The organism is Novosphingobium sp. PhB165 (assembly GCF_004341845.1).
GTDB lineage: Bacteria > Pseudomonadota > Alphaproteobacteria > Sphingomonadales > Sphingomonadaceae > Novosphingobium.
The window spans coordinates 78,456-102,515 of record NZ_SLVB01000001.1; the positions used below are offsets into that span (position 1 = coordinate 78,456).

22 protein-coding genes are annotated in these 24,060 nt (G+C 66.1%); 14 read left to right on the plus strand and 8 right to left on the minus strand.

Going from position 1 to position 24,060, the window contains the following annotated elements; translation table 11 throughout:
• Nucleotides 1–16 precede the first annotated feature (16 nt).
• On the minus strand, nucleotides 17–1,615 hold the full coding sequence (locus EDF56_RS00325) for a glycosyltransferase family 39 protein (RefSeq protein WP_132384762.1): 1,599 nt from the start codon (nucleotides 1,613–1,615) through the stop codon (nucleotides 17–19).
• On the minus strand, nucleotides 1,615–3,015 hold the full coding sequence (locus EDF56_RS00330) for an aspartate aminotransferase family protein (protein ID WP_132384763.1): 1,401 nt from the start codon (nucleotides 3,013–3,015) through the stop codon (nucleotides 1,615–1,617). The genes EDF56_RS00325 and EDF56_RS00330 overlap by 1 nt, the downstream gene beginning before the upstream one ends.
• Before the next feature lie 314 nt (nucleotides 3,016–3,329).
• Here EDF56_RS00330 and EDF56_RS00335 point away from each other — a divergent pair, with 314 nt between their 5' ends.
• The gene (locus EDF56_RS00335; RefSeq protein WP_132384764.1) at nucleotides 3,330–4,283 is read left to right on the plus strand and encodes a glutaminase; all 954 of its coding nucleotides are present in this window, start codon (nucleotides 3,330–3,332) and stop codon (nucleotides 4,281–4,283) included.
• A gap of 251 nt (nucleotides 4,284–4,534) precedes the next feature.
• Nucleotides 4,535–5,044, plus strand: a complete 510-nt coding sequence (locus EDF56_RS00340; RefSeq protein ID WP_132384765.1) for a DNA-deoxyinosine glycosylase — start codon at nucleotides 4,535–4,537, stop codon at nucleotides 5,042–5,044.
• A gap of 4 nt (nucleotides 5,045–5,048) precedes the next feature.
• Here the strand turns inward: EDF56_RS00340 and EDF56_RS00345 are convergent, their stop codons facing one another.
• Genes EDF56_RS00345 through EDF56_RS00355 form a run of 3 tightly spaced genes read right to left on the minus strand, consistent with a single transcriptional unit; the run spans nucleotide 5,049 to nucleotide 8,119 of the window.
• The gene (locus EDF56_RS00345) at nucleotides 5,049–5,258 is read right to left on the minus strand and encodes a hypothetical protein (protein WP_132384766.1); all 210 of its coding nucleotides are present in this window, start codon (nucleotides 5,256–5,258) and stop codon (nucleotides 5,049–5,051) included.
• Nucleotides 5,259–5,302: 44 nt separating this feature from the next.
• Nucleotides 5,303–6,286 (minus strand): hypothetical protein, encoded by a 984-nt coding sequence (locus EDF56_RS00350; RefSeq protein WP_165912034.1) that lies wholly within the window; start codon nucleotides 6,284–6,286, stop codon nucleotides 5,303–5,305.
• Between the two features lie 54 nt (nucleotides 6,287–6,340).
• A complete protein-coding gene (locus EDF56_RS00355; RefSeq protein ID WP_132384768.1) occupies nucleotides 6,341–8,119 on the minus strand; it encodes a cation:proton antiporter in 1,779 nt (592 codons plus the stop codon).
• Nucleotides 8,120–8,329: 210 nt separating this feature from the next.
• Here EDF56_RS00355 and EDF56_RS00360 point away from each other — a divergent pair, with 210 nt between their 5' ends.
• The 4 genes from EDF56_RS00360 (at nucleotide 8,330) to ligA (ending at nucleotide 14,822) form a co-directional block, all read left to right on the plus strand.
• On the plus strand, nucleotides 8,330–9,130 hold the full coding sequence (locus EDF56_RS00360) for an outer membrane protein assembly factor BamD (protein WP_132384769.1): 801 nt from the start codon (nucleotides 8,330–8,332) through the stop codon (nucleotides 9,128–9,130).
• Between the two features lie 185 nt (nucleotides 9,131–9,315).
• Nucleotides 9,316–10,992, plus strand: a complete 1,677-nt coding sequence (gene recN / locus EDF56_RS00365) for a DNA repair protein RecN (RefSeq protein WP_132384770.1) — start codon at nucleotides 9,316–9,318, stop codon at nucleotides 10,990–10,992.
• A gap of 395 nt (nucleotides 10,993–11,387) precedes the next feature.
• Complete coding sequence (locus EDF56_RS00370; protein WP_132384771.1) at nucleotides 11,388–12,482, plus strand: OmpA family protein; 1,095 nt, start codon at nucleotides 11,388–11,390, stop codon at nucleotides 12,480–12,482.
• Between the two features lie 180 nt (nucleotides 12,483–12,662).
• Nucleotides 12,663–14,822 (plus strand): NAD-dependent DNA ligase LigA, encoded by a 2,160-nt coding sequence (ligA, locus tag EDF56_RS00375; RefSeq protein ID WP_132384772.1) that lies wholly within the window; start codon nucleotides 12,663–12,665, stop codon nucleotides 14,820–14,822.
• Nucleotides 14,823–15,025: 203 nt separating this feature from the next.
• On the opposite strand, the gene EDF56_RS00380 is transcribed toward ligA, so the two are convergent.
• Entirely contained in the window at nucleotides 15,026–15,328 is a 303-nt protein-coding gene (locus tag EDF56_RS00380; protein WP_132384773.1) for a DUF1153 domain-containing protein, read from the minus strand.
• A gap of 306 nt (nucleotides 15,329–15,634) precedes the next feature.
• On the opposite strand from EDF56_RS00380, the gene EDF56_RS00385 reads away from it, so the two are divergent.
• Nucleotides 15,635–15,832, plus strand: a complete 198-nt coding sequence (locus tag EDF56_RS00385) for a hypothetical protein (protein WP_243652307.1) — start codon at nucleotides 15,635–15,637, stop codon at nucleotides 15,830–15,832.
• A 39-nt stretch (nucleotides 15,833–15,871) separates the two neighbouring features.
• On the opposite strand, the gene EDF56_RS00390 is transcribed toward EDF56_RS00385, so the two are convergent.
• Entirely contained in the window at nucleotides 15,872–16,774 is a 903-nt protein-coding gene (locus tag EDF56_RS00390; protein ID WP_132384775.1) for a 50S ribosomal protein L11 methyltransferase, read from the minus strand.
• Nucleotides 16,771–17,739: a subclass B3 metallo-beta-lactamase gene (gene bla / locus EDF56_RS00395; RefSeq protein WP_132384776.1), complete on the minus strand. Its 969-nt coding sequence runs from the start codon at nucleotides 17,737–17,739 to the stop codon at nucleotides 16,771–16,773. The genes EDF56_RS00390 and bla overlap by 4 nt, the downstream gene beginning before the upstream one ends.
• Nucleotides 17,740–17,975: 236 nt before the next feature.
• Between bla and sdhC the strand changes: the two genes are divergently transcribed.
• From sdhC to EDF56_RS00430, 7 genes are all read left to right on the plus strand, one after another.
• Entirely contained in the window at nucleotides 17,976–18,371 is a 396-nt protein-coding gene (gene sdhC / locus EDF56_RS00400) for a succinate dehydrogenase, cytochrome b556 subunit (RefSeq protein ID WP_132384777.1), read from the plus strand.
• A 10-nt stretch (nucleotides 18,372–18,381) separates the two neighbouring features.
• Nucleotides 18,382–18,768 (plus strand): succinate dehydrogenase, hydrophobic membrane anchor protein, encoded by a 387-nt coding sequence (gene sdhD / locus EDF56_RS00405; protein WP_132384778.1) that lies wholly within the window; start codon nucleotides 18,382–18,384, stop codon nucleotides 18,766–18,768.
• Nucleotides 18,768–20,576: a succinate dehydrogenase flavoprotein subunit gene (gene sdhA, locus EDF56_RS00410; RefSeq protein WP_132384779.1), complete on the plus strand. Its 1,809-nt coding sequence runs from the start codon at nucleotides 18,768–18,770 to the stop codon at nucleotides 20,574–20,576. The genes sdhD and sdhA overlap by 1 nt, the downstream gene beginning before the upstream one ends.
• Nucleotides 20,577–20,771: 195 nt before the next feature.
• Entirely contained in the window at nucleotides 20,772–21,362 is a 591-nt protein-coding gene (locus EDF56_RS00415) for a DUF308 domain-containing protein (protein ID WP_132384780.1), read from the plus strand.
• A 26-nt stretch (nucleotides 21,363–21,388) separates the two neighbouring features.
• A complete protein-coding gene (locus EDF56_RS00420; RefSeq protein WP_132384781.1) occupies nucleotides 21,389–21,820 on the plus strand; it encodes a DUF202 domain-containing protein in 432 nt (143 codons plus the stop codon).
• Nucleotides 21,821–21,893: 73 nt separating this feature from the next.
• Nucleotides 21,894–22,307: a BlaI/MecI/CopY family transcriptional regulator gene (locus tag EDF56_RS00425; protein WP_132384782.1), complete on the plus strand. Its 414-nt coding sequence runs from the start codon at nucleotides 21,894–21,896 to the stop codon at nucleotides 22,305–22,307.
• Nucleotides 22,304–24,046, plus strand: coding sequence for a M56 family metallopeptidase (locus EDF56_RS00430; RefSeq protein WP_132384783.1), 1,743 nt, complete (start codon nucleotides 22,304–22,306; stop codon nucleotides 24,044–24,046). Before EDF56_RS00425 ends, EDF56_RS00430 begins: the two co-directional genes overlap by 4 nt.
• Nucleotides 24,047–24,060 lie beyond the last annotated feature (14 nt).

The window sequence follows — 24,060 nt, forward strand, 5'->3', positions numbered from 1 at the left end:
CCGGGCGAGCGGTGGGTCATCGGGGCGCGGTGGCTGCGGGAGGGGGCGGAACGCGGTAGATCCGCCCGTCGGGCAGGCGCGTCGGAGCGGGGAGCGAGAGATCGCGCACCAGCCGGTCCTCGGTGGCGAGATAGAAGCGCCAGTCCACGTTATCGAACATCACGAGGTAGACCGGCGCGGCACCGGCAGCCGATGCGCGGAGATCGGCGATCTGGCGGGTAACCGGGTTGTTCGGATCGGGCCGGTCGGTGCGCAACTGGCGCTCCTGCGGCGAGAGCAGCGCCCGGCGGCCGACGTCGAGCAGGGCGATCACCTCGGGCGCATTGGAAAAGATCACCGCGTCGGCCGGTAGAGTGTGGACGGCGGCAATGGTCGGGGATTCGCGCCAGACTTTCGCGTTGTAGCCGAAGCCCTTGGCATAGACCTCATGCGTGCGGATCGCCGAGCGCGCGCCGTGTGAGACCAGCACGGCGGCTCCGACCACAATGAGGGCGATCAACACGCCGCGCTCGCCCTTGCGGCTGAGATCCAGCCCGCTCGCCTCCACGCCCATGAGCATGACGAAGGCGAAATAGGCGGGCAGGGCATAGCGCCCGTTCAGCGAGAGATTGGCCTCCAGCGAGGTCGAGAGCCAGATGAAGGCAAGGTAGGCGACAAGGAACGCGGCCAGCACCAGCGAGAGCGGCGTGCGCAAGTCGAAGACGGTGCCGGGGGCCATGGCACGCCAGCGCTGCCAGTGGCTCAGCGTTTGCCGGCCCGAAAAGCCGAACAGCCCCAGCAGCACGGCCACGCGCGCGCCGAGCGGCACCTGATCGGGGAACAGCCATGCCGCCAATGTCTCCAGATTGTTGTGCCACTGCTGCGGGCCCATATTGCCGTAGAAGCGCAGCTCGCGGCCGATCGAGTGGCCGACCGTCTCGGTGCTCCAGCCCACCCATGCGAAGAACAGCGCGCCGCCGAGCAGGGCCAGCAGCACGCAGTCGGCAATACGGCGGCCCATCGGCACACCCGGCCGGGCGAGAATGACCAGCGCGATGGCCGCGCCCATCGGCGGTCCGGTGAAGCGCGTCAGGGTCGCCACGCCCAGCAGGATCGAGGCGATCAGCAAGTCGCGCCGGCGGCCATGTTCGAAATAGTCGAGCGCGAACCACAAGGTGCCCAGTAGGAACATCATGAACGGCGCTTCGGACATCGCGCCCGCGTGCAGCGTGACGAACTGCGGCGCGAGGATCAGCAGCGCGGTAGCGGCGGCGGCAAAACGCCAGTCATGGCTGCCGCGCTGCACCAGCGCAAAGACCAGCACGACATTGGCGAACAGGCAGGCGATCGCGACCACCATCGCCGCCGTTAGCAGCGAGACGCCCAACGCGTGGCCGCCCGTCAGCATCCAGTGGTAGACCGGCGCGTCGTAGGGGACCGGGCTGATGCCCATGTACCGCGTGGTGTCGGGATAGATGCCAAGGCCGTGATGCACGTTGAATGCAAACGTCGCGAAAGCGACCGCCAGCAGCAGCGTGCAGGCGATCCAGCCCTGCACGCTGCTGCCCCGGGCCTGCGCGCGGTCGCGGTAGGGACGTTCGCGTTCCAGCGCGCCAGCCGAGGCGGTCATGTCCATCAGTGCAGCATCCTTCCCGTGACCGGCGCATGGCCGCCGATGCGGCCCAGCACATCGTCGAGCGCGGCAATCAGCCGGTCGATCTGCGCCTCGGTCACCACGTAGGGCGGCATGAAATGGAGCACTTCGGGCGCTTCCGGCAGGTAGTGGGCGAGAACGCCGTGCCGCTCGAGCAGGTTGGCGGTGAGCGTGGCGATCGGCGGCTTCCGGCCGAGCGTCCGGATCGGGCTGAAATCGAAGGCCACGGCCTGAAAGCAGCCTTTGCCGCGCAATGAGGCGATGCAGCGGGGGTGCTTGGCCTGAAGCCGTTCGAGCCCGGCCCGAAGGTAGGCGCCCATGGCTCCGGCACGTTCGATCAGGCGCTCCTCGGCCAGCACATTGAGCGTCTCGATGGCGACCGCGCAGCTCTCACCCATGCCGGAGAAGCTGGAACTGTGCAGGTTGCAATCCTGCGTGTTGCCATAGGCCTTGTCGAACAGCGCCTGCGAGGTGACCATCGCCCCCATCTCGCGCTTGCCGCCGCCCAGCGTCTTGGCGAGCGTGACCACGTCGGGAACCGCGTCCTCGTGCTGGAAGGCGCAGAACAGGCCGGTGCGGCCCATGCCGACTTTGACCTCGTCGAAGATCGTCAGGATGTCCGCTGCACGGCAGGCTTCGACCAGTTCGGTGAAGTATCCCGGCGGCGGGGATTCGCAGGAGGTGCCGCGCAGGGTTTCGACCATTACGGCGATGATGCCGTTCTCCGCGCCGCCCTCACGGGCAATCGCCTCGCGGACCGAGGCGATGTCGCCGTAGTGGCAGAAAATCACATTCTCCTCTGGCACGCCCATCAGGAACGGGCCCAAGCCGTCGGCGCCGTCCCCGATGCAGAGGAACTTGGTCTTGCCCTTGGGCGTCTGCACGCGCTCGCACAGCTTCATCGCCGCTTCGTTGGCCTCGGCGCCCGAGACCGCGAGGAACGAGACGTCGAGCGGTTCGGGCAGGAACCGCGCGATGTTGTAGGCCAGCGCGCCTTGCAGCTTGTGCGGGGCGATCTTGATGCAGTCGAGCACAAGATCGTCATGGCAGCGCCGCTCGGCAGCGATGATCCGGGGATGGTTGTGGCCGAGCCCCAACACCCCGAAGCCGCCCGAGTAATCGAGGATCCGCCGCCCGTCGCGCAGCACGATCTCGCAGCCCTGCGCGCTGGCGATGTCCATCTTCCGCAGGCCGAGCAGCTCGGCATAGAGAAAGGCATAGCGATCGAGGTGGGCGGCATGGAGGTCCAGCGCTGTCTCTTCGTCCAGCGCGAGGCTCTGTTCCAGCGTCAGCAGATCGCGCCGGGTATTGCGGTCCCGCCGGGCCTTGGGCTGCGGGTTCGTAATCGTCTTTCCGGCTGGTATCGATACCTGACTCGCCACGCGGAAACGCTCCCCATTCCACCATTCTGCGCCGCAACTGTACGGTTTTTCGGGGGCCGGAAGTATCTACAGGAAGGTATAATCCCGAAGACCCCAGAGCCCGTCCGGCCGGACGGGGCACTGTCCCTTTCGGGAGCGTGGCGGCCATTTGGGGATCAACTGTGGTAGCCCCAATGCGCTGCCTTTTTGCCGCCGGTTCGGGCAGTGGTCTGCAGGCCGATCCGCTTGCCCGGAACCGCGCCTTGCGGCAGACGAGAGCAGATCGGTCGCTTCCGGCCCTCGCTGCCTCTTTTTGCCTCCGGGGAATTTCGACGATGGATAACCTCGACCACATTCTGGCCGGGATCGCCGCGGAAATGCGCGGGATGGAGAACCGGGGCAAAGTGGCCGACTACATCCAGCCACTGGCCGCCGTTTCGCCCCACAAGTTCGGCATGGCAGTGGTGACGGCCGGAGGATCGGTGCATCTGGCGGGCGATGCCGAGGAGGCGTTCTCGATCCAGTCGATCTCCAAGGTCTTCGCGCTGACGCTGGCGATCGGTGCAGTGGGGGACCAGCTCTGGCGCCGGGTGGGGCGAGAGCCCTCGGGCAGCGCGTTCAATTCGATCGTCCAGCTTGAGAGCGAGCACGGCATTCCGCGCAATCCGTTCATCAACGCAGGGGCCATCGTGGTGACCGACGTGCTGCTGGGCCATCACCAGCCGCGCGAGGCGATCGGCCAGATGCTGCGCTTCGTGCGCGAACTGGCGGGCGACGATACCATCACCGTGGACGAAGCCGTCGCCCGGGCCGAGCAGGACACCGGCTTTCGCAACAAGGCGCTGGCCAACTACATGCGCGCCTTCGGCAATATCCATGGCGACGTGGAGCAAGTGCTGGGCACTTATTTCCACTTCTGCGCGCTGGCCATGAGCTGCCGCCAGCTTGCGCTCGCCGGTCGTTACCTGATGGACGGCGGCCGCACCACGCGCGAGAAGGGCGGCCACCGCGTAATCACCGACCGCCGCGCGCGGCGCATCAATGCGCTGATGATGTCCTGCGGGCACTACGACAATTCGGGCGACTTCGCCTATCGCATCGGCCTGCCGGGCAAGTCCGGTGTCGGCGGCGGCATCCTTGCGGTGGCGCCGGGCATCGCCAGCATTGCGGTGTGGTCGCCGGGGCTCAACGCCAGCGGCAATTCGCAGTTGGGGCAACTGGCGCTGGAGCGGCTTGTGCAGCACACGGGGTGGTCGGTCTTCGAGCCGCGTGGGGGTGCAGGGGGCTGATCACGGGATTGTTTGAAGGGGATATTCGGATGCTTTCAGCAACCTCCCCGGAACGACGCGTGAATTGAACCAACCTATCAGTTCGTCGCCCCCGCGAAGGGGGGGCTCCGCTGCCTTCGCACCACGTCGCAAGAACAAGCGGGATCCCCGCCTTCGCGGGGATGACGGGGAGGCTTCTGTTATTGTCAGGTTGGTCAGGCGATTGTTGATGTCTAGGTACATCGCCTCCACCAAAACTTGGCCCTCAATCCATGCAGAACTCGCCCGTCAAAACCAGCTTTCCACCATGGGTAGACGCAAACACGCGCGTCTTGCTGCTGGGTAGTCTGCCCGGCGAAAAGTCGCTGGCGGCGGGCGAATACTACGCCAACCCCAGCAACGGCTTCTGGTGGCTACTGGGTGAGATTCTCGGCGAAAGCGAACTCCCCACCATGCCTTACACCGCCAAGCTTTCGGTGCTGCGAAACCATCGCATAGGCCTCTGGGATGTCATCGAAAGCGCGAAACGACGGGGCAGCCTCGACACTGCGATTCGCGAAGCCACGAACCGGGACCTGACCGCCTTCGCCGCCACGCTCCCCCATCTGCGGGCCATCGCGTTCAACGGCGGCAAGGCGGCAAAAGTCGGGCGCAAGCAACTGGCGGGGCAGGAAGAGCGCTGGACGCTGCTGGACCTTCCTTCATCCAGCGGCGCCCATGCCAGCATGTCGAAAGCCGCCAAGCTCACCTTGTGGCGGACGATCGAACGCTATCTGCGATAGCCCTTCAGTCTTCCCGTTTCCCGGCGAACGTCTTCATTACCGCGTAAGCGGCATCCTGTTCTTCAGACGGCAGCGTTCCCAGATGGGCCAAGGCTTCCTTGTATGTGAGGAAGGGCTTTCCTCCCACCACGATGGGGACCGTTCGGCCGTTGAAGACTCGCCGCAAGAGCCGCTTTTGGGTCCGTCCCAGCGCCTGGCTGCTCTCTTCGGTCATGACATGTCCCAAAAGCGCCCCTGTGGCGCAATTCGCTCGCGTTGTTAACGATTTTCGGGACCGTCCTGCCGTGCCGCCTCTAGCGCGGCGAGAAAAGCGGCCGGATCGTCCACCCGAAAGGCGAGAGCCCGGATCGGCGGGCGCGGGCGCAGCAAGGGTTTTCGCTCAACGGGGTGGCTTAGCCGCAGGATCACATTGGGCCACGCGAGCAGCGCCATATTGCGCGTGGTCGCGGCCTTGACCTCTTCGGCGGTCACCTCGGGGGCAGGTTCGGCGATGTGCTCCAGTCGCACCATTTGCCCCGCGATCATGCCGCTGCGGATCAGCAGGCCGTCCGCACTCAGCAGGATCGGCCGGAGCCGCAGAGAGTGGATCAGGCCAACGCTGTAGAGCAGCAGCACCACGCCCACTTCCAGCAGCAGGTTCGCGGCGCGCGGACTCCACAGCCGCAGCAGGACATCCTGCACGGCGATCTCGATGGCTTGCAAGGTCAGCAGCACAGCCATCATCGGCGCCAGATGGCGATGATACGCGAAGGGCAGGGCGCCGGCGGGCACGTGCGGTTTGGCACGCCAGCCGGTGAGCGCCATGCGCAGCACGGTTACCTCGGCCATGGCAAGGCGCAGCAGCGGTTCGGGCACGAGCACGGCCGCCGCCTTGCGCCAACGCTCGCCGGGCGCGTTCACCCGCCAAGCCTTGCCTGCCCGCAGCAGCGACCAGCCGGTGTGCACCAGCAGCGTCAGGATGAGCGCGACAGAAACGGACGGCATGGTCGCCAGCCCGCTCCGCACGGCCGGGGGCGCGCCCAGCAAGACGACCAGCGCTGCGGTCGCCAGCCGCGCGAGAACAGCCTCACGCGAAGGGCGGTGCTCCTTCGCCATCAGCGACAGCATCAGCGTGTCGGCGGCGATCCACACGAACAGCAGCGCGGCGATGCGGGGGTGGCGCTGGGCAAGGCCGCTGTGCCCGGCCAGTTTCGCAAGCGCGATGGCAAGGAGCGGAAGCGCCAGCCATGCGAAGTTTCGCAAGGGAGATTGGGCGGTCCGGGTCCTTGTTGCGCGCATTGCTTTCCTCTTGGATGGTCAGGTCCGCTCGGCTTCGCGAAGCTGGCCGGACTTGAGTGCCGGTTTCTGCGAAAGGCCGCCTTGCTCCATGATCTGCTCGCGGAATTCGTCGCGCTTTTCGTGGATCGAGGCGATCACCGGGCCCATCGCCACGCCGATCTCGACCAGCGCCGCCTCGGACAGTTGCAGCGAGCTTTCCAGGGTCTCGGGTACCGCGTGGGTGGCCCCTGCGCGGTAGAGCACGCCCGCGTGGTCGGTATCGCGGGCGCGGGCAATGATCGGCAGGTCGGGAAAGTCCGCGCGCAGCTTGCGGACGATGCGCTGGGCGGAGACCGGCTCGTCCATCGTCAGGATCACGGCTGCCGCGCTCGACACGCCCAGCCGCAGCATCGCGTCTCCCCGCGCGGCGTCGGCGAAGGCCACGGTGTAGCCAAGGCGGCGGCCTTCGGTGACGAGGTCGGTATTGCTGTCCACCGCCAGATAGGGCCGGCCGTGGCGCGTCAGCATATCGGCGACGAGGCGGCCAACGCGGCCGAATCCGACGATCAACGTGGGCGGCTTGTCGGCAGCGGAGACCGGCTGATGCGGAGCTTCAACGCCCTCGACCCGGCGGGCCATGATCCGGCCGATCTTGGCGAGCAGCGGCGTGATAGTGAGGCCCAGCGCAGTCACGATCTGCCAGAACATGGCCGTGCCCGGCTGGATCAACTGCGCCGCGCTGGCCGCGCTCAGCACGATCAGGGTGGTTTCCGAAGGGCTGGCCATGAGGATGCCGGTCTCGGTCGCGGTGCCGCGCCGCGCGCCCATCAGCCGCAGCAGCAGGCTGGTGACTACGGCCTTGAGGACGATCACCCCCGCAGTCGCCACCAGAATCGGGCCGAGATTCTCCCATACCACCCGCAAGTCGATGCGCATGCCGACGGTGATCAGAAACACGCCGAGGGCGAGGCCCTTGAACGGCTCGGTCATCTGCTCGACTTCGGTGTGGTACTCGGTCTCGGCAATCAGCAGCCCGGCCACGAGCGCACCGACGATGGGCGAGAGGCCGGTGGCCGCCGTCGCCAGCGAGGCGAGGATGACCACCAGCAGGCTGGCGCTGAGGAACAGTTCTGGGCTCTTGGTCCGTGCCGCCTGCGCGAAGAGCGGAGGCAACAGGTATCGCCCCGCCACCAGCAGCCCGAGCACGACTGCCGTGCCCCAGATCAGGGTATGGATCAGGCCGTCCATCCCGCCCTTGGCATGCGGTGCCAGCGCGCCGAGCAGGAACACGATCGGCACCAGCGCGATGTCCTCGAACAGCAGCATGGCAAGCGCCGCCCGGCCCACCGGATTGCTGGTATCGGTGATCTTGAGCACCAGCGCGGTGGAGGAAAGCGCCAGCGCCAGCCCCAGCGCCAGCGCGCCCGACAGGCCCTGTCCCAGCGCCGCGAAGATGAACGCCATCGACCCGCCGATCAGTACCAGTTCGAGAGATCCCAGCCCGAACACGAAGCGCCGCATCGCCCACAGGCGCGCGAAGGACAGCTCCAGCCCGATCGAGAACAGCAGGAGGATGATGCCGAACTCTGCGAATATCTCCAGTCCGTCGGGGTCGGTGATCGTCACCCACGAAAGCCAGGGATGGTCGAACACCAGCCGCCCAAGGCCGAACGGGCCCACCAGCAAGCCGACCAGAATGAAACCGATCACCGGGGTGATGCGGTATCGGCTGAACACGGGAATGACGATGCCCGCAGCGCCCAGAATCACCAGGGCGTCGGACATGACGGGAGAGGAAAGTGCGTTGGTACCGGCCATGTCCGGCCACTATGGCAGGGCGGGGCGGACAGACAATGCCCATGTGCCCGTGCTCATGGCGTTCGGGCAAATCGCTGCAAACCGCCATGCACGTCCGCAGGGGCCGGGCATCGCGCGGAAAACACCCCCTCGGCGCATTATTCCAATCGTTAGGCGAGGGCGTGTAACTTCACTTGGCGTTCAGCAAAGCGCTGTCTATAGACCGGCCCCATGTACGAACGTTCGCGCTTCAAGATCGCTCTCCTTGCCGCCGCTACCGGGGCTCTCGTTCTCACCGCCGGCTGTGCCGGGAAGGGTAACAAGAACAAGGACACTGCATACGTCGCGCGCGACGTCGATACGCTTTACGCGGCGGCGCAAGACCGCCTGAACAAGGGGCAGACCAAGGCTGCTGCCGCCCTGTTCGACGAAGTGGAGCGTCAGCATCCCTATTCGCCCTGGGCCCGCCGCGCCCAGCTGATGAGCGCGTTCAGCTATTATGCCGCGCGCGATTACAACAAGGCGATCCAGTCGGCGCAGCGCTTCCTTTCGATCCACCCGGGCAACAAGGACGCGCCCTACGCCTATTACCTCATCGCGATCTCCTACTATGAACAGATCAGCGACGTGACGCGCGACCAGAAGACCACCGAGCAGGCCAAGCAGGCGCTTACCGACGTGATGCGCCGCTATCCGAACTCGCCTTACGCGGCGGACGCCAAGGTGAAGATCGACCTTGTGAACGATCACCTTGCGGGCAAGGAAATGACCATCGGCCGTTCGTACGAGAACAGCGGCAAGTGGCTCGCCGCCACGCTGCGCTTCCGCAACGTGGTCGACAATTTCCAGACCACCAGCCACACGCCCGAGGCGCTGTACCGTCTGGTCGAGGGCTATCTGTCGCTGGGCATTCCGTCCGAAGCGCAGAAGGCCGCGGCGGTGCTGGAGCACAACTATCCCGATTCGAAGTGGTATGAGCGCGCCTATCGCCTCATGAGCCGCCACGCGCCGAAGAACGTCGCCGCCGCCTGACGGCGCCGCACTTCGCAGGCTTTCGACGCCGGTCGGCCCCCGTGGCCGGCCGGCGTTGTCGTTTGGCGAATCGGGGATGCCCGCGCGATCAATGCGATAGAGCGCCCGTCGCACAGCGCTCTTTGCGACAACCGCACGAAGGGGCGTGACGGGCGAATTTCTTTTCGCTAGAACGCAACGCGAACATGCTGACGCGCCTCGCCATTCGCAACATCGTGCTGATCGAAGCGCTCGATCTCGATTTCGCGCGCGGTCTTGGCGTTCTCACGGGTGAGACGGGCGCGGGCAAGTCAATCCTGCTCGATGCGCTGGGCCTCGTGATCGGCAATCGCGCCGACAGCGGGCTGGTGCGCGCCGGGGAAGACCGCGCGAGCGTGACCGCCAGCTTCGAGTTTTCCGCGCTTCCCGCCGCCGTGCGCACCGTGCTGGACGCCGCCGACCTTGAAGTGGAGCCGGGCGAACCCCTGCTGCTCAAGCGCCAGCTTCGCGCCGATGGCGGCAGCCGCGCCTTCCTCAACGACCAGCCGGTCAGCGTCTCGCTGCTGCGCGAGATCGCCCCGGCGCTGGTGGAGATCCACGGTCAGCACGACGATCGCGGACTGGTGAACCCCAAGGGCCACCGCACGCTGCTCGACCGTTTCGCGGGCGGCGACGTGGCCGGCGTGGAGGCCGCGTGGAAGACCTGGCGCGCGGCGCAGGGCGCACTGGATGCGGCGCGCGGGCAAGTCGCCAAGGCGGCCGAGGATCAGGACCTGCTGCTTGCGCATCTGGCCGAACTCAATGCCCTTGCCCCGCAGGAGGGCGAGGAGGAGCAACTCGCCCACGCCCGCGCCGACATGCAGAAGGGCGAGAAGCTGACCGACGATCTCTCGGCGCTGCAACACCTCTGGACCGGCTCCGATTCGGCGCTGGCACGCCTGCGCGGCGCGGCGCGGCGGCTCGATCGCATTGCCGGGGAGCATCCGCTGCTGGGCGATGCGCTCGAAGCGCTTGACCGCGCGGTGATCGAGGCGAGTGAGGCGGAGGAAAAGCTGGAACGCGCGGCGGAAGCGCTGGCCTTCGATCCCGACGAACTGGACCGCATCGAAACCCGCCTGTTCGATCTGCGTGCCGCTGCCCGCAAGCAGCTCTGCACGGTGGACGAACTGCCCGAAAAGATGCGCGAGATGCGTGAGGCGCTCGATGCCATCGAGGGGGGCGAGGAACATGTCGCCGCGCTTGAGGCCGCCGCGCAGAAGGCCGCGCTGGCCTATCGCCAGCAGGCCGAGGCGCTGCACGATTTGCGCCGCTCGGCTGCCAAGCGGCTGGATAAGGCGGTTGCCGCCGAACTCGCGCCGCTCAAGCTCGATGCCGCGCGCTTCCAGACCTCGGTGCTCAAGCTCAGCGAGGATCGCTGGGGTGCGCACGGCATGGACGCGGTGGAATTCCTGATCAGCACCAACCCCGGTGCCGACTTCGCGCCGCTCGCCAAGATCGCCTCGGGCGGCGAGCTTTCGCGCTTCATCCTCGCGCTCAAGGTGGCGCTGGCCGAAGAGGGCGGGGCGGCGACCGTGATCTTCGACGAGATCGACCGGGGCGTGGGCGGCGCGGTGGCGGATGCCATTGGCGAGCGTCTGGCGCGGCTGGCGAATGGCAGCGGGCAGGGCGGCCAGTTGCTGGCCGTGACGCACAGTCCGCAAGTGGCCGCGCGCGGCGACCGCCACTTCATGATCGCCAAGTCCTCGCAAGGCACGGTGACGCGCACCTCGGTAACGCCGCTCAGCGCCGCCGAACGACAGGAAGAGATCGCCCGCATGCTCTCCGGCGCGGAAGTGACCGAAGAGGCGAGGGCGCAAGCGAACCGGTTGCTGGAACGGGCTTAAGGCCCGTTTGAACATTCGCTGGGGGCGAATTGTGCTGCGCGGGTCCCTCTTGCAGTGATTATCTCAGGCATGCTCTTAAAGCAGAACGCGCACGGCTGACGATTTCGCCGGATCGTACCAAAGACAATGCCTGTTGCCGCAGGATTATCTGTCTGCGGTAATGAAATGACATCGAAATCGATGTTTGGTATTCTGCACATTCAATTGAACATTTCTGCGAAACTAATTGAAGAAATGAGAATGTGTTTTTTGCACATATAAAACCGGCCCGATCGGTATAAGTACCGATTGCCCAATTGATGCCAATAGATAATTCCACTTAGTGCAATGGACTGATTTTGCCGGGTTGGCGTTTGCCGATCTCGAAATGGGGGGTGCCGGAAGAGGAGAAGAAAGTGGCTCTACTCGACACCATTCGCGGGGCCATCGCGCCCGGCACCGTTGACAATCTGGCGGCGAAACTGGGCGAAAGCCCGCAGGCCACCGGAATCGCTCTGGGCGGGATCGTCCCCGTCATCCTCGCCGCAATGTCCAGCCGCGTCGCCGCAGGCAGTGGTGGCGGGGTCCTCAGCATGATCAAGGCCGCGCTGGCCAGTGGAAACCCGCTGGATCACCAGGCAGCACTGACCGACCGCGTGGGCGCCGAGCCGGCCATCACTCCGCATGGAGGTGGTTTTCCGGACCTGTTCGGCTCCAACTTCGGTGGTCTGGTATCCACGCTGGCGGGCCACTACGGCATAGCTCCGCAAAGCGTGCGCTCTCTCCTGGGAGTTGGCGGGCTGTTCGCGGCTGGCGGCATCGGCAAGTTGCTGGGCTCGACGCCGTCGCTCCCCGAAGTCACCACATTGCTCAATGGCGAGCGGGCATCGATCCATGCCGCCTTGCCGCCCGGCGTGTCGGGCCTTTTGGGTTCCCCCGCCGCGACGGCATCGCAGAGGTTGGAGGAACCCGTCCGCGCCGCATCCGGCGGGATGGGCAAGTGGTGGCCTCTGCTCCTGCTTTTGCTGGCGATCATTGCGCTCATCTGGGCCCTGCGCTCGTGCAGCAACAAGGAGGTCACGACTCCCAGCATGGAACCGACTGCGGCGGTCGAGCCCAGCCCGATGGTCGAACCCACTCCAACGGCCGCGATCCCAACCGGTTCCGGCATGGTGAGCGAAGTGACCGACGGACGGCCGGTGCTGCGGGTGTTCTTCGCCGTCGGCAAATCCGATGTGACCAAGGACCTGTCGAACGCGGCGAGCAGCGTGAAGGAATACCTCGACGCGCATCCTGGCTCCTTCGTGGCCGTTTCGGGCTATAACGACCCGACCGGAGACCCCGTTGCCAATGCCGCCCTTTCGAAGCGGCGCGCTGAGGAAGTGAGCAAGGCGCTGGTGGATACCGGGATCCCGGCCGCATCCATCAAGATGATCAAGCCCGCCGATACGACCGGTAACGGCGATACCAACGCCCAAGCACGCCGCGTGGACGTGACCGTAGGCGAATGACAATTCCGGTGGTGTGCACGCTTTACGCTGAACGGTGTGCACACCACCGTCGTCCGGTCATCGTATCCGGGCCGAGCAGCCTCACGAAGCCACCCAAATTGCTCTGAACCGTGTAAACAGTGTCGGCCGCGTCACCTTGTGGTCTACCGTCCGGCCAAGGCTTGCGGCATAGGCTAGGGCATGACCGAAAATCCCGATCTGTTTGCGAAGCCGGACCTTCCGGGCGAAGCCGAAGCCGCCAACGAACTCATGCGCCTGGCGCGCCAGATCAACCGAGCGAACCGGCTCTATCACGCCGAGGACGCGCCCGACATCACGGACGCCGAATACGACGCGCTGGTGCGCCGCAATGCCGAACTGGAAGCGGCCTATCCGCATCTGATCCGTCCCGATTCGCCTTCGAACAAGGTCGGCCACGATGTCGCCGCTTCGCCGCTGGGCAAAGTGCGGCACGAGGTTCGGATGATGAGCCTCGACAACGCCTTCACCGATGAGGAAGTGGAAGACTTTGTCGGCCGCGTGCGCCGCTTCCTCTCGCTCTCCGCCGCAGAGCCCGTGCAGGTGACGGCGGAGGACAAGATCGACGGCCTGTCCTGCTCGCTGCGCTACGAGAACGGCAAGCTGGTGCGCGCCGCCACGCGCGGCGACGGGCAGGTGGGTGAGGACGTGACCCCCAATGTCGCCCACATCGCCGACATCGTGCAGGAACTGAAGGGAGAGGATATCCCGGAGGTCTTCGAGGTGCGCGGCGAAGTCTACATGGAGAAGGCCGCCTTCCACGCTCTGAACGAGACGCTGATGGCCGAGGCGCGCGCGCTGGCCGAGGAGAAGGGCGAAGCTTTCGACGAGAGCAAGGTCCGCCAGTTCGCCAACCCGCGCAACGCCGCAGCCGGATCGCTCCGCCAGAAGGACGCTGCGGTCACCGCCAAGCGCCCGCTGCGCTTCTGGGCCCATGGCTGGGGCGCGGCCAGCCACGTTCCGGGGGCGAGCCAGCACGAAGTAATCCGCCGCATCGAAAGCTGGGGCCTGCCGGTCTCGCCGCAGTTCCGGCTCTGCCATTCGGTCGAGGAAATGCTCGTCGCCTACCGCGCGATCCGCGACGGGCGGCCCGATTTGCCTTTCGAGATCGATGGCGTGGTCTACAAGATCGACCGGCTCGACTGGCAGCAGCGCCTCGGTTTCGTTGCCAAGGCACCGCGCTGGGGGCTCGCGCACAAGTTCCCGGCCGAGCGGGCGGAAACGACGCTGGAATCGATCGACATCCAGGTCGGCCGTACCGGCAAGCTGACGCCGGTGGGGCGCTTGAAGCCGGTGTTGGTGGGCGGCGTTACCGTCACCAACGTCACGCTGCATAACCGCGACGAGATCGGCCGTTTGGGCGTGCGTCCAGGGGATACCGTGGTGCTCCAGCGTGCGGGCGACGTGATCCCGCAGATCGTCGACAACCTGACTCGCGACGTGGAGCGCGATGCTTTCGCATTCCCCGATCACTGCCCCGAATGCCACTCCGAAGCCGTCGCCGAGGAAGGTGAGGTGGACGTGCGCTGCACCGGCGGGCTGATCTGCCCGGCGCAGCGGACCGAGCGCCTCAAGCACTTCGTCAGCCGCGCCGCGCTCGACATCGAGGGGCTGGGCGAGAAGACCATCGACGAGTTCTTCGCGCACGGCTGGCTGGAGAGCCCGGCCGATATCTTCCGCCTGCGCAAACGTCGGGAGGAGATCCTTGCGCTCGACGGGTGGAAAGGCAAGTCTGTGGACAACCTGTTGGCAGCGGTGGAAAACAAGCGTCAGCCTGATGCCGCGCGCCTGCTGTTCGGCCTCGGTATCCGCCATGTGGGGGCGGTGACGGCGCGCGATCTCATGAAGCGGTTCGAGACGCTTCCGGCGCTGCGCGAGATCGCCGAGAAAACGCACGAGAAGGTGGGCGAGGAAGCCGCGCTGGCCGGCAGCGAGGCCTATTCCGAGCTGGTCTCGATCGACGGCATCGGCCCGGCTGTGGTGGAAGCGCTGGGCGACTTCTTCCATGAGGAGCACAACCGCGCGGTGTGGGAGGATATCCTCTCCGAAGTCGCTCCGCCGCCTTACGTGGTGGAGACGGTGGAGAGCGAAGTCGCGGGCAAGACCGTGGTCTTCACCGGCAAGCTGGAAACGATGAGCCGCGACGAGGCGAAGGCACAGGCCGAACGGCTGGGCGCCAAAGCGGCAGGCTCGATCTCGGCCAAGACCGACATTCTGGTCGCGGGGCCGGGTGCGGGCTCGAAGCTGAAGAAGGCGGCCGACCTTGGCATCAAGGTCATCGATGAAGCTGAATGGGCCCGGATCGTGGAAGCCGCCGGCTGACGGGTCGCAAGATCAGCCGGGGTTCGCGTCCCGGACCCATGCCCGGTGCCGGAGGGGCGCATTGCCCCTGCCGGCACCTCCAGAGCATTTTCAAGTCAGATGGGATCACCTGACGATTCAGAAAATGCGGCAAACAAAGGATGAATAGAGCACGATCCGATTCAGGATGAACGGATCATGCTCTATTGTGAGTGACGTGCCGCTCAGGAGACGCGGTTCTGTCGCTCATGCACCTGGCGGTAGTGCTGCACGCGGGTTGCGCGCAGTCCTGCCATTCCTTCGCGCTCTACCGCGCGTTGCCACGAGGCAAGTTCCTCGAGCGTGAGATCGTAGCGTTCGCAGGCCTCGGCAATCGTAATCAGGCCCCCATTGACGGCAGCCACGACTTCCGCCTTGCGGCGCGCAACCCATCGCAGCGTGTTGCGCGGCGGCAGGCTCTTGCGGTCGAGAGCTTCACCCAGGGGTCCCACGACGACGTTCGGTCGGTCGAGTTCGGTACGAAGCATATTTGGCCTCTTGAGCTGTTGTTACCAGCCCCCCTTGGTCACTAATTCTTGTTTGTAATCCCTAATTCGACCTTACTAAAGATGGTTAATTTCCGATTTTGGCGTTTTAGGTAAGATACTGGAAAATATAGGTAAATTTTCCTATGAAATATTGCTGAGATATTAACGCGGCGTTTACCTCTCTTAATTACACTCCCGGATAGAGCGGATCCCCCCGATCCGCATGGAGTTGTGAACGTGTCCCCCGGGCTTTCCCCTTATGCGATCGCGCTTGCGCGCCACGTTTCGCCGGAAGGGTGCCAGCTCGTGGTAGAGCGGAATTTGCTCGAAAAGGGTGTGCGGCTGGTGCTGGCGCTGGCGGGGAATCCGCGGGCGACGGGAACCGTTCGCTGGGTCGTGGCCGACCGCGCGGGCTTTGCCTTCGACGCACCGATCGCCGCGGACCTGATGCGGATCATGCGGCTTGGCCCGCAGGGGCCGGGGCTGGAACTCCACCGCGCCTGAGCGCGCGCTTCACAGCCTCCGGCCAATTGACGTTCCGGATCAGCGCCGACGCGCGCGCATCCACAGGATCGACCAGTCGCCCTTGACCAGCCTTGCAGCCAGTCGCAGCCCGGCCCGACGGCAGGCGCGGCGCACGGCATCTTCCTGCGTTTCGAGCAGGCCCGCCAGCAGCAGGTGTCCGCCCGGTGCCATCGACTTGGCGAAATCGGGCGCCAGGCTGACGAGTGGCCCGGCGAGGATGTTCGCCATGATGAGGTCGTAAGGCCCGCGCGCGGCGAGCAGCGGGTTGTCCATGCCGTCGGCGATGGTCATGACCAGTTCGCCCGAGCGACCGCCCAGTTTCATGCCGTTGGCATCGGCATTGTCGGCCACCACCGAGGCGCAGACCGCGTCGATATCGCTGGCCGTGGCGAGCGCGCGCGGCCAGAGCGTCATCGCCGCGAAGGCGAGCAGACCAGTGCCCGTGCCGATGTCCGCATGGTTGCGCACGATCACCCCCTGCGCCTTCATGTGGCTGAGCATTTCGAGGCAGCCGGCGGTCGTGGCGTGCTGGCCGGTGCCGAACGCCTGGCTGGCGGGGATCACGAAGTCGGTCACGCCGGGCTCGTCCAGCGGCGGATATTCGGGCGTGTGGACGTAGAAGCGACCCGCGCGGATCGGCTCCAGGCCTTCCTGGCTGGCAACCAGCCAGTCCGTTTCGGGCAGTTCCTCGACGATGAATTCGGGCACGTCGCCGGTGAACAGCGCGGCGAGGGCGTCCTTGTCGGCCTTCTTCGGCTTATGGGCGAGCCACGCCTCCAGTTGCCAGTCGTCGGGCTTGTCCTCAGCAATTTCGCTGCCGGAAATGACGATATCTGGATCCCAGTCGAACGCGTCCTCATGGGCGATGAGCGCGCCCTCGACGACGGTGCGGGGGGCGAAGGCAGTGATTTTCCAACTCACGAATGCGTCTCCTTCGCTTCGGGAGCGGCCTCTTCGGCAAGGCGCTGGTCGAAGCGAGCGTGGGCTGCGGCTGCATATTTGCGGCACGCGGTGGGATCGACGAGCGGGGCCGTGCCCGCAAGGCGCGCGAAGAGATCGCTTGCGCCCGGATGCGGGGAGACCAGCAGGTCGCAGGGAAGTTCGGCGATTCGCGCATAGCCTTCGCGGACGGCGGCAATGCGCTCAGGGTGGTCGGTAAAGCGGTAGCTCTTGACAGAAATCGCGCTCACGCTGTCCGCATAGGCGATGGTCAGGCACTTGCCCGCATCGTCGCACGATCGCCAGGTCCAGCTGGTCGATCCGGCGGCATGGGCCGGGGTGGAATGGGCGGTGAGCGTGATGGTGCCAAGCGTCAGCTTCTCGCCATCGGTCAGGCGCCTGTCGACATGGACAGGCGGGAAGGCGTCAAGCTGGCCGAACTGCGGGTCGGCGGCATCGGCCTTGCCACTTTCCAGCACTTGCGCGGCGGCGGGCAGGGCGGCGACGCGCGCGCCGGTTTCACGCTGGAGCGCGCCGAGGGCGCCGGCATGGTCGAAATGCTCGTGCGTGGAGAGGATCCAGCGCACGTCCTTGGGGTTGAAGCCCGCCGCCTTGATATTGGCGAGAACCAGCGGCGCCGCTTCCGGCACGCCGCCGTCGATCAGCACATGGCCCTGTTTGCCCGTGATGAGAATGGCGGAGATCCCGCAAGTGCCGACGTACCAGCTATTGCCGAAAAGCCGTGCGGGCGGGGCGGGATAGGCCCAGCCGTCGTGGTCCTTGCAGGCGGCGACGAGTCGCGCTGCGTCGGTGCCGGCCGGAAGTGCTCCGGCATTGTTCGCGGTATTTGCGCTCGCCGTCTCCGGTGACGATGCCGCCGCGCCGGGAGAGGCGGAGCAGGCGGCCAGCAGCAAGGCCGGTGCGAGGATGTTCGGCAGGCGATTCATAAGCGTGCGCTTTAGACCGCGCCTGCGGCCAAGGCCAGTGGCAGGGGACCGGTGCTCCCGCACGTACAAGGCGATCGGGGCGGCTCGTCCGATGTGGCGGGCGAAAGGACGCTTGTGGGCGATGCATCCGCGTTGTGCGTCGCGGAACTTGCGCCAAGCCGTGATTTGTCTAAGGGGACTTCTCGACAGGGGCAGCCTCAGGGGCTGCTAAAAGGCAAAAAGGATTCGAAAGAGCCATGGCCAAAGACGGCACCAGGAACCGTCCGCTTTCGCCCCATCTCGAGATCTGGCGTTGGGGCCCTCACATGTTCGTCTCGATTCTGCACCGCGTGACGGGCGATGGCATGGCATTCGCCGGCCTCGGCCTGCTGCTGTGGTGGCTGGGGGCGCTGGCCAGCGGTCCCGCGGCTTACGCGCAGTTCGCCAAGTGCATGACGTCGATTCCGGGCTATGTCGTGCTCATCGGCGTCTCCTGGGCCTTCTTCACGCACATGATGAGCGGCCTGCGCCACTTCGTGCTCGATATCGGCGCCGGCTTCGAACTGAAGGCCAACCGGACCTTCTCGATCCTTGCCCCGGTCATGGGTGTGCTCGTCACGGTCGCCTTCTGGGCGCTCCTGCTGCTTCGCTGAGGAACGGAACATGGGTAACGGAACTTCCATCGGCCGCGTTCGCGGCCTCGGCGCGGCCAAGACTGGCGTTCATCACTGGCTGCTGCAGCGCTTCACCGCGATCGGCAACCTGCTGACCGGCATCTTCCTCGCCGTCTCGCTCGTGCTCCTGCCGGACCTCAGCTACGCCTCGGTTGCCGAGTGGCTGGCCCGCCCGGTTCCGGCCGTGGCGATGATCCTGCTGGTCGTCACGACCTTCTGGCACGCACGCCTCGGCCTGCAAGTGCTGGTCGAAGACTACGTGCATGAGCACGCCAACAAGTTCGCCTGCATCGTGGCGCTGAACCTTGCTGCCTGCGGCGGCATCGCCTTCGGCGTCTTCTGCGTCATTCGCCTCGCGCTGGGAGCCCACGCCTAATGTCCGGCCCTGCCTACAAGATCATCGATCACACCTATGACACCGTCGTCGTCGGCGCCGGTGGTTCGGGTCTGCGCGCCACGATGGGTTCGGCGGAAGCCGGCCTGCGCACCGCGTGCATCACCAAGGTGTTCCCCACCCGCTCGCACACCGTTGCGGCGCAGGGCGGCATCGCCGCCTCGCTCAAGAACAACACGCCGGACCACTGGACCTGGCACATGTACGACACCGTCAAGGGTTCGGACTGGCTGGGCGACCAGGACGCCATCGAATACATGGTGCGCGAAGCCCCGGCAGCGGTCTACGAGCTGGAGCACGCCGGCGTGCCCTTCAGCCGCAATGCCGACGGCACGATCTACCAGCGCCCGTTCGGCGGCCACATGCAGAACATGGGCGAAGGCCCGCCGGTGCAGCGCACTTGCGCCGCCGCGGACCGTACCGGCCACGCCATGCTGCACGCGCTCTACCAGCAGTCGCTGAAGTACGACGCGGACTTCTTCATCGAATACTTCGCGATCGACCTTATCATGGACGGCGGCAAGTGCGTCGGCGTGATCGCGCTGTGCATGGATGACGGCTCGATCCACCGCTTCCGCTCGCAGGCCGTCGTGCTCGCGACCGGCGGCTATGGCCGCAGCTACTTCACCGCCACGTCGGCCCATACCTGCACCGGCGACGGCGGCGGCATGGTGCTGCGCGCGGGCCTGCCGCTTCAGGACATGGAATTCGTGCAGTTCCACCCGACCGGCATCTACGGCGCAGGCGTGCTCATCACCGAAGGCGCGCGCGGCGAGGGCGGCTACCTCACCAACTCCGAAGGCGAGCGCTTCATGGAGCGCTATGCACCGTCGGCAAAGGACCTCGCCTCGCGCGACGTCGTCTCGCGTTCGATGGCGCTGGAAATCCGTGAAGGCCGCGGCGTCGGCCCGAACAAGGACCACATCTACCTGCACCTCGATCACATCGATCCCAAGGTGCTGGCAGAGCGTCTTCCCGGCATCACCGAAAGCGGCAAGATCTTCGCGGGCGTCGATCTTACCCGCCAGCCGCTGCCGGTCGTCCCGACCGTCCACTACAACATGGGCGGCATTCCGACGAACTATCACGGCGAAGTCGTCACCATCGGTGCCGATGGCAATCCCGAAACCGTGGTTCCCGGCCTCTTTGCGGTCGGTGAAGCGGCCTGCGTTTCGGTCCACGGCGCCAACCGCCTCGGCTCGAACTCGCTGATCGACCTCGTGGTCTTCGGCCGCGCAACCGGTCACCGCCTGAAGGAACTGGTCAAGCCCGGCGCCAATCAGGACGAACTGCCCAAGGATTCGGCAGACCTCGCGCTCGGCCGCCTCGATCACTTCCGCCATGCCAACGGCAGCACGCCGACGGCCGAGATTCGTACGGAAATGCAGCGCAACATGTCGGCCCACGCCGCCGTGTTCCGCACCGACGAACTCATGGTCGAGGGCAAGGCGGCAATCGCCAAGACCTACGAGAAGATGCAGGACATCAAGGTCACCGACCGCGGCCTGATCTGGAACTCGGATCTGGTCGAGACGATGGAGCTGGACAACCTGATCTCGCAGGCCACCGTCACGCTGCACGGCGCCCAGGCGCGTCAGGAAAGCCGCGGCGCCCATGCGCACGAAGACTTCCCCAACCGCGACGACGCGAACTGGATGAAGCACACCGTGGGCTGGTTCAACGGCTGGGGCGGCAAGGGCGGCGAAGTCCGTCTCGATTACCGCCCGGTCCACGAATATACGCTGACCGACGACGTCGAGTACATCAAGCCCAAGGCCCGCGTGTACTGATCGACGCGCCGGCAACGGGCCGGTAAATCGATAACGAAAAATGGCGGCGCTCCGGACAACCGGGGCGCCGCCATTTTCATTTGATTGGCTATTCGGCCAATCATTTGCCCCGACATCTGCCCAACTATTTGCATTGCAACCGAATCCACTCCGTCGCATTACTTGTGCGACATCGCGGGAACAGGAGTCGATTGCATGACGACCTCACACACCGACCCGAATGCCTTCACCGATCCGCTGGCCCCTCCCTTTCTCGGTTCCCCGCCGCTCGGCTGGGGCTGGGTCCTGGCCTATGGCGTGCTGCTCATCCTCGTTGCGGTCGTCGTCATCGCCAATCCTCTGGTAGCGAGCTTTGCAACCGGGTTCCTGCTGGGCATCGTGCTCTGCGTCTACGGCGTCGCGGCGATTGCCGCCGGTGTCCATTCGATGTCGCGCCGCGCGCGCTGGACGGAGATCCTGCTGGGCGCGATCGGCCTGATTGCCGGGCTCTACGTGCTGTTCAACCCTGTGGCCGGCGCGCTCACGGTGGTCTGGGCGATCGGTGCATGGCTGCTGATTTCCGGCGGGTTCGAGATCGCGTTTGCGCTCAAGGCCCGTCACGACAAGGCTTGGCGGCTGTTCCTCGGCGCGCTGGATGTGGTGCTGGGCGTGCTGTTGTTAACCTCCAACCCAAGGACGGCCATCGGCTTTCTGGCGATCATGGTGGCGATCAGCTTCTTCATGCGCGGGATATTCATGATCGCCGTCGCTCTGGGCCTGCGCAGGCTGGGCAAGGCGGTAGGGTGATCGGGTTCCGGTAGCGGAGATCGACGATGACCGAGCGGCCCGAAGGCAAACTCGCCGGCGAAATCGTCGAGGACGCGCACAAGGTCGCCCGCAACGTCGAAAAGCAGACGGACACGGCGGACCGGCGAACGGTGCTTGCCGCCGACCGCACAATCCTCGCGGCCGAGAGGACTTATGCCGCCTGGGTGCGCACCGGCCTCGGCGCTCTCGCGTCGGGGATCGGCGCGCGCGCCTTGCTGCAAGGGGTGGTGAGTGAATGGCTGGTACTGACCACCACCGTCGCCCTGCTGCTCTTCTCCGAATTCTGCTTCATCGCCGGCATCTGGCGCGAGCTTCGGCCGATGACGCCGGCACCTGAGAGCGACACGCCGCGTCTGCCAGCGGCGTTGCTGGTCGGCTTCAACGGGTTTCTGGTCGTGCTGGGAATCGCCGTGATCGTGGGCATCCTTTCCAAGTAGTCGGGGAGGCGCTCCCGCCCGCCGTTCATCTGGCGTTCATGTTTACAAACGTAGTCGATTACGTGTGTAAACGATGGAGAGCGACGTGGCCGAAGAGCCCGACACCCCTAACGAGAACTCTCCCGAGCGGATCTCGGATGCCGAACATGCGGTGATGGAAGCCTTGTGGGAGCGCAGCCCGATCACCGCCGCCGACGTGTGCGAGCGGGTCTGCGGGCCGCGCGGGTGGAGCCTCGCCACGGTCAAGACCCTGCTCTCCCGCCTCGTCGCCAAGCAGGCCGTCGCCACCGAGCCTGACGGCAAACGCTTCCTCTATTCGCCCAGGATCGCCCGCGAGGCCTATGTCGGCACCGAGAGCCGTCGTCTGGTCGACCGCCTGTTCGGCGGCCGCGCCGCGCCGCTTTTCGCGCATCTTGCCGAAGCGGACGCCTTGACCGAAGATGACATCGCCGAAATCGAGGCCCTCCTGAAGGAGCTCAGGTCATGATCGCATGGCTTGCCGATACGCTTGTGATGACCGGCGCGCTGATGGCGCTGATCCTGCTGGTCCGCCGCCCGGTGGCGCGCCTGTTCGGCCCGATGGCCGCCTATGCGCTCTGGGCCCTGCCGATGATCCGGCTGGTCCTGCCCCCGCTGTCGCTGCCGCGCGGGCTGATTCCGCAGCTTTCGTTGGGCGTGGAGCCGATCACGGCTGCTGCGGTGCCGGTTGAGGCCCCGATGGCTTCGGTTCCGGTCGATACGGTGATGGACATGCCGCAGGCGACCTCCGCCGCTGAGCCGGCCGCGACCGATCTCGGCACCCATCTTGCCGCGACTCCGGTCGCCGATCCGGGCCTCTTTGCACATGTGCCGTGGACCGCGCTGCTGCTGACCGTGTGGCTGGGCGGGGCTGCCGTATTCCTGGCCTGGCGGATCTGGAACTATCGCCTGATGCGCCGCGAGATCCTGGCCGAGGCGCGCCTTGTGGCCCGTTCGGGCGACGTGCGCATCATCGAGAGCCCGGCAGCGGGCGCGCCGCTGGCGTTCGGCGTCTTCGAAAAGCTGGTCGCGCTGCCGCAGGGCTTCCTTGCGAGCGTCGACTCGGAATCGTCCGATTTCGCCATCGCGCACGAACTGGAGCATCATGCCGGCAATGACCTGCTGGCGATCATGGCGCTTCAGCCGCTGTTCGCGCTGCACTGGTTCAATCCGCTTGGCTGGGCGGCGTGGCGCGCGCTGCGGGCGGATCAGGAAGCGGCGTGCGATGCCCGCGTCATGGCGGGGTGCGGACGCGAGATGCGGGCGCGCTATGGCCGCCTGATCGCCAGCTTTGCGGCGGCCACGCGGCTGTCACTGGCCGCGCCGATGGCGGGAACGCTGTCAGGCGAAAAGCCGATTATCCAGCGCTTGAAGGCACTGGGCCGGGCCGAAGTCTCGCCCGCGCGCAAGGTTGCCGCACGCAGTCTCTTCGCGCTCGCCGTGGTTTCGGTGCCGTTCACGGCTACCGTCACTTACGCCGCGATGGAAGCGCCGGAAGTGCCGGAAGTCCCCGCCGTGCCGGAGGCTCCCGTGCCGCCGGAACCTGCGGCGCCGTCGATCCGTGCGGTTGATCCCGATGTGCCCGATGTTCCCAATGCGCCCGATGCACCGGCCATACCTGCAAGTCCGGCGCCTGCACCCGCCGTTGGTGCGATGACCGCCGCTGCGCCGATGGCACCGCCGGTACCGCCGACGCCGCCTGTTCCCCCCGCCGTTTCGCTGCGGGACAGCATCAGCCGCGATGTCGAGACCACCGTGACGAACGCAATGCGCAACGTGCCGGAGGTCCGCCAGACGGTATCGTCCGATGGCAAAGTCCAGGTCATCCACATCGTGCGCCGGGACGGGAACGGCCAGACGCGGATCGAAAGGAAAATGACGATCGACAGCCGCTGTCCGGCCGACAGCCGACGCGCTCAGGCGCAGGTCGGGCAGGGCGCCACGGTGACGTCGACGGTCATCTGCACCGGCGCGCCGAAGCACACGGCCGACGCGGCCGTGCAGGCCATCGCCAAGGCCCGCGCTGCGGTGGCCGCGAACCAGAGGCTCGATGCCGCGACGCGCACCGAAATCCTCGCCGATCTCGATGCGGAAATGATCGAGACCCGTGCCGACGTGGAGCGCGACCGTGCCGAGGCCGAGCGGGATCGGGCCGAAGCCGAACGCGATCGTGCGGAGGCCTATCGCGAACGCAACACCAACTGGTGAGGGGGACGCTCCCG

Bases quoted from the DNA above. Each gene is read 5' to 3' on its own strand.
- EDF56_RS00430 (WP_132384783.1), top strand. From the start codon at position 22,304: ATGATCGCATGGCTTGCCGATACGCTTGTGATGACCGGCGCGCTGATG.
- ligA (WP_132384772.1), top strand. From the start codon at position 12,663: ATGACCGAAAATCCCGATCTGTTTGCGAAGCCGGACCTTCCGGGCGAA.
- recN (WP_132384770.1), top strand. From the start codon at position 9,316: ATGCTGACGCGCCTCGCCATTCGCAACATCGTGCTGATCGAAGCGCTC.
- EDF56_RS00360 (WP_132384769.1), top strand. From the start codon at position 8,330: ATGTACGAACGTTCGCGCTTCAAGATCGCTCTCCTTGCCGCCGCTACC.
- EDF56_RS00420 (WP_132384781.1), top strand. From the start codon at position 21,389: ATGACCGAGCGGCCCGAAGGCAAACTCGCCGGCGAAATCGTCGAGGAC.
- sdhD (WP_132384778.1), top strand. From the start codon at position 18,382: ATGGGTAACGGAACTTCCATCGGCCGCGTTCGCGGCCTCGGCGCGGCC.
- EDF56_RS00415 (WP_132384780.1), top strand. From the start codon at position 20,772: ATGACGACCTCACACACCGACCCGAATGCCTTCACCGATCCGCTGGCC.
- EDF56_RS00325 (WP_132384762.1), bottom strand. From the start codon at position 1,615: ATGGACATGACCGCCTCGGCTGGCGCGCTGGAACGCGAACGTCCCTAC.
- EDF56_RS00355 (WP_132384768.1), bottom strand. From the start codon at position 8,119: ATGGCCGGTACCAACGCACTTTCCTCTCCCGTCATGTCCGACGCCCTG.
- EDF56_RS00340 (WP_132384765.1), top strand. From the start codon at position 4,535: ATGCAGAACTCGCCCGTCAAAACCAGCTTTCCACCATGGGTAGACGCA.
- EDF56_RS00425 (WP_132384782.1), top strand. From the start codon at position 21,894: ATGGAGAGCGACGTGGCCGAAGAGCCCGACACCCCTAACGAGAACTCT.
- sdhC (WP_132384777.1), top strand. From the start codon at position 17,976: ATGGCCAAAGACGGCACCAGGAACCGTCCGCTTTCGCCCCATCTCGAG.
- EDF56_RS00335 (WP_132384764.1), top strand. From the start codon at position 3,330: ATGGATAACCTCGACCACATTCTGGCCGGGATCGCCGCGGAAATGCGC.
- EDF56_RS00380 (WP_132384773.1), bottom strand. From the start codon at position 15,328: ATGCTTCGTACCGAACTCGACCGACCGAACGTCGTCGTGGGACCCCTG.
- EDF56_RS00345 (WP_132384766.1), bottom strand. From the start codon at position 5,258: ATGACCGAAGAGAGCAGCCAGGCGCTGGGACGGACCCAAAAGCGGCTC.
- sdhA (WP_132384779.1), top strand. From the start codon at position 18,768: ATGTCCGGCCCTGCCTACAAGATCATCGATCACACCTATGACACCGTC.
- bla (WP_132384776.1), bottom strand. From the start codon at position 17,739: ATGAATCGCCTGCCGAACATCCTCGCACCGGCCTTGCTGCTGGCCGCC.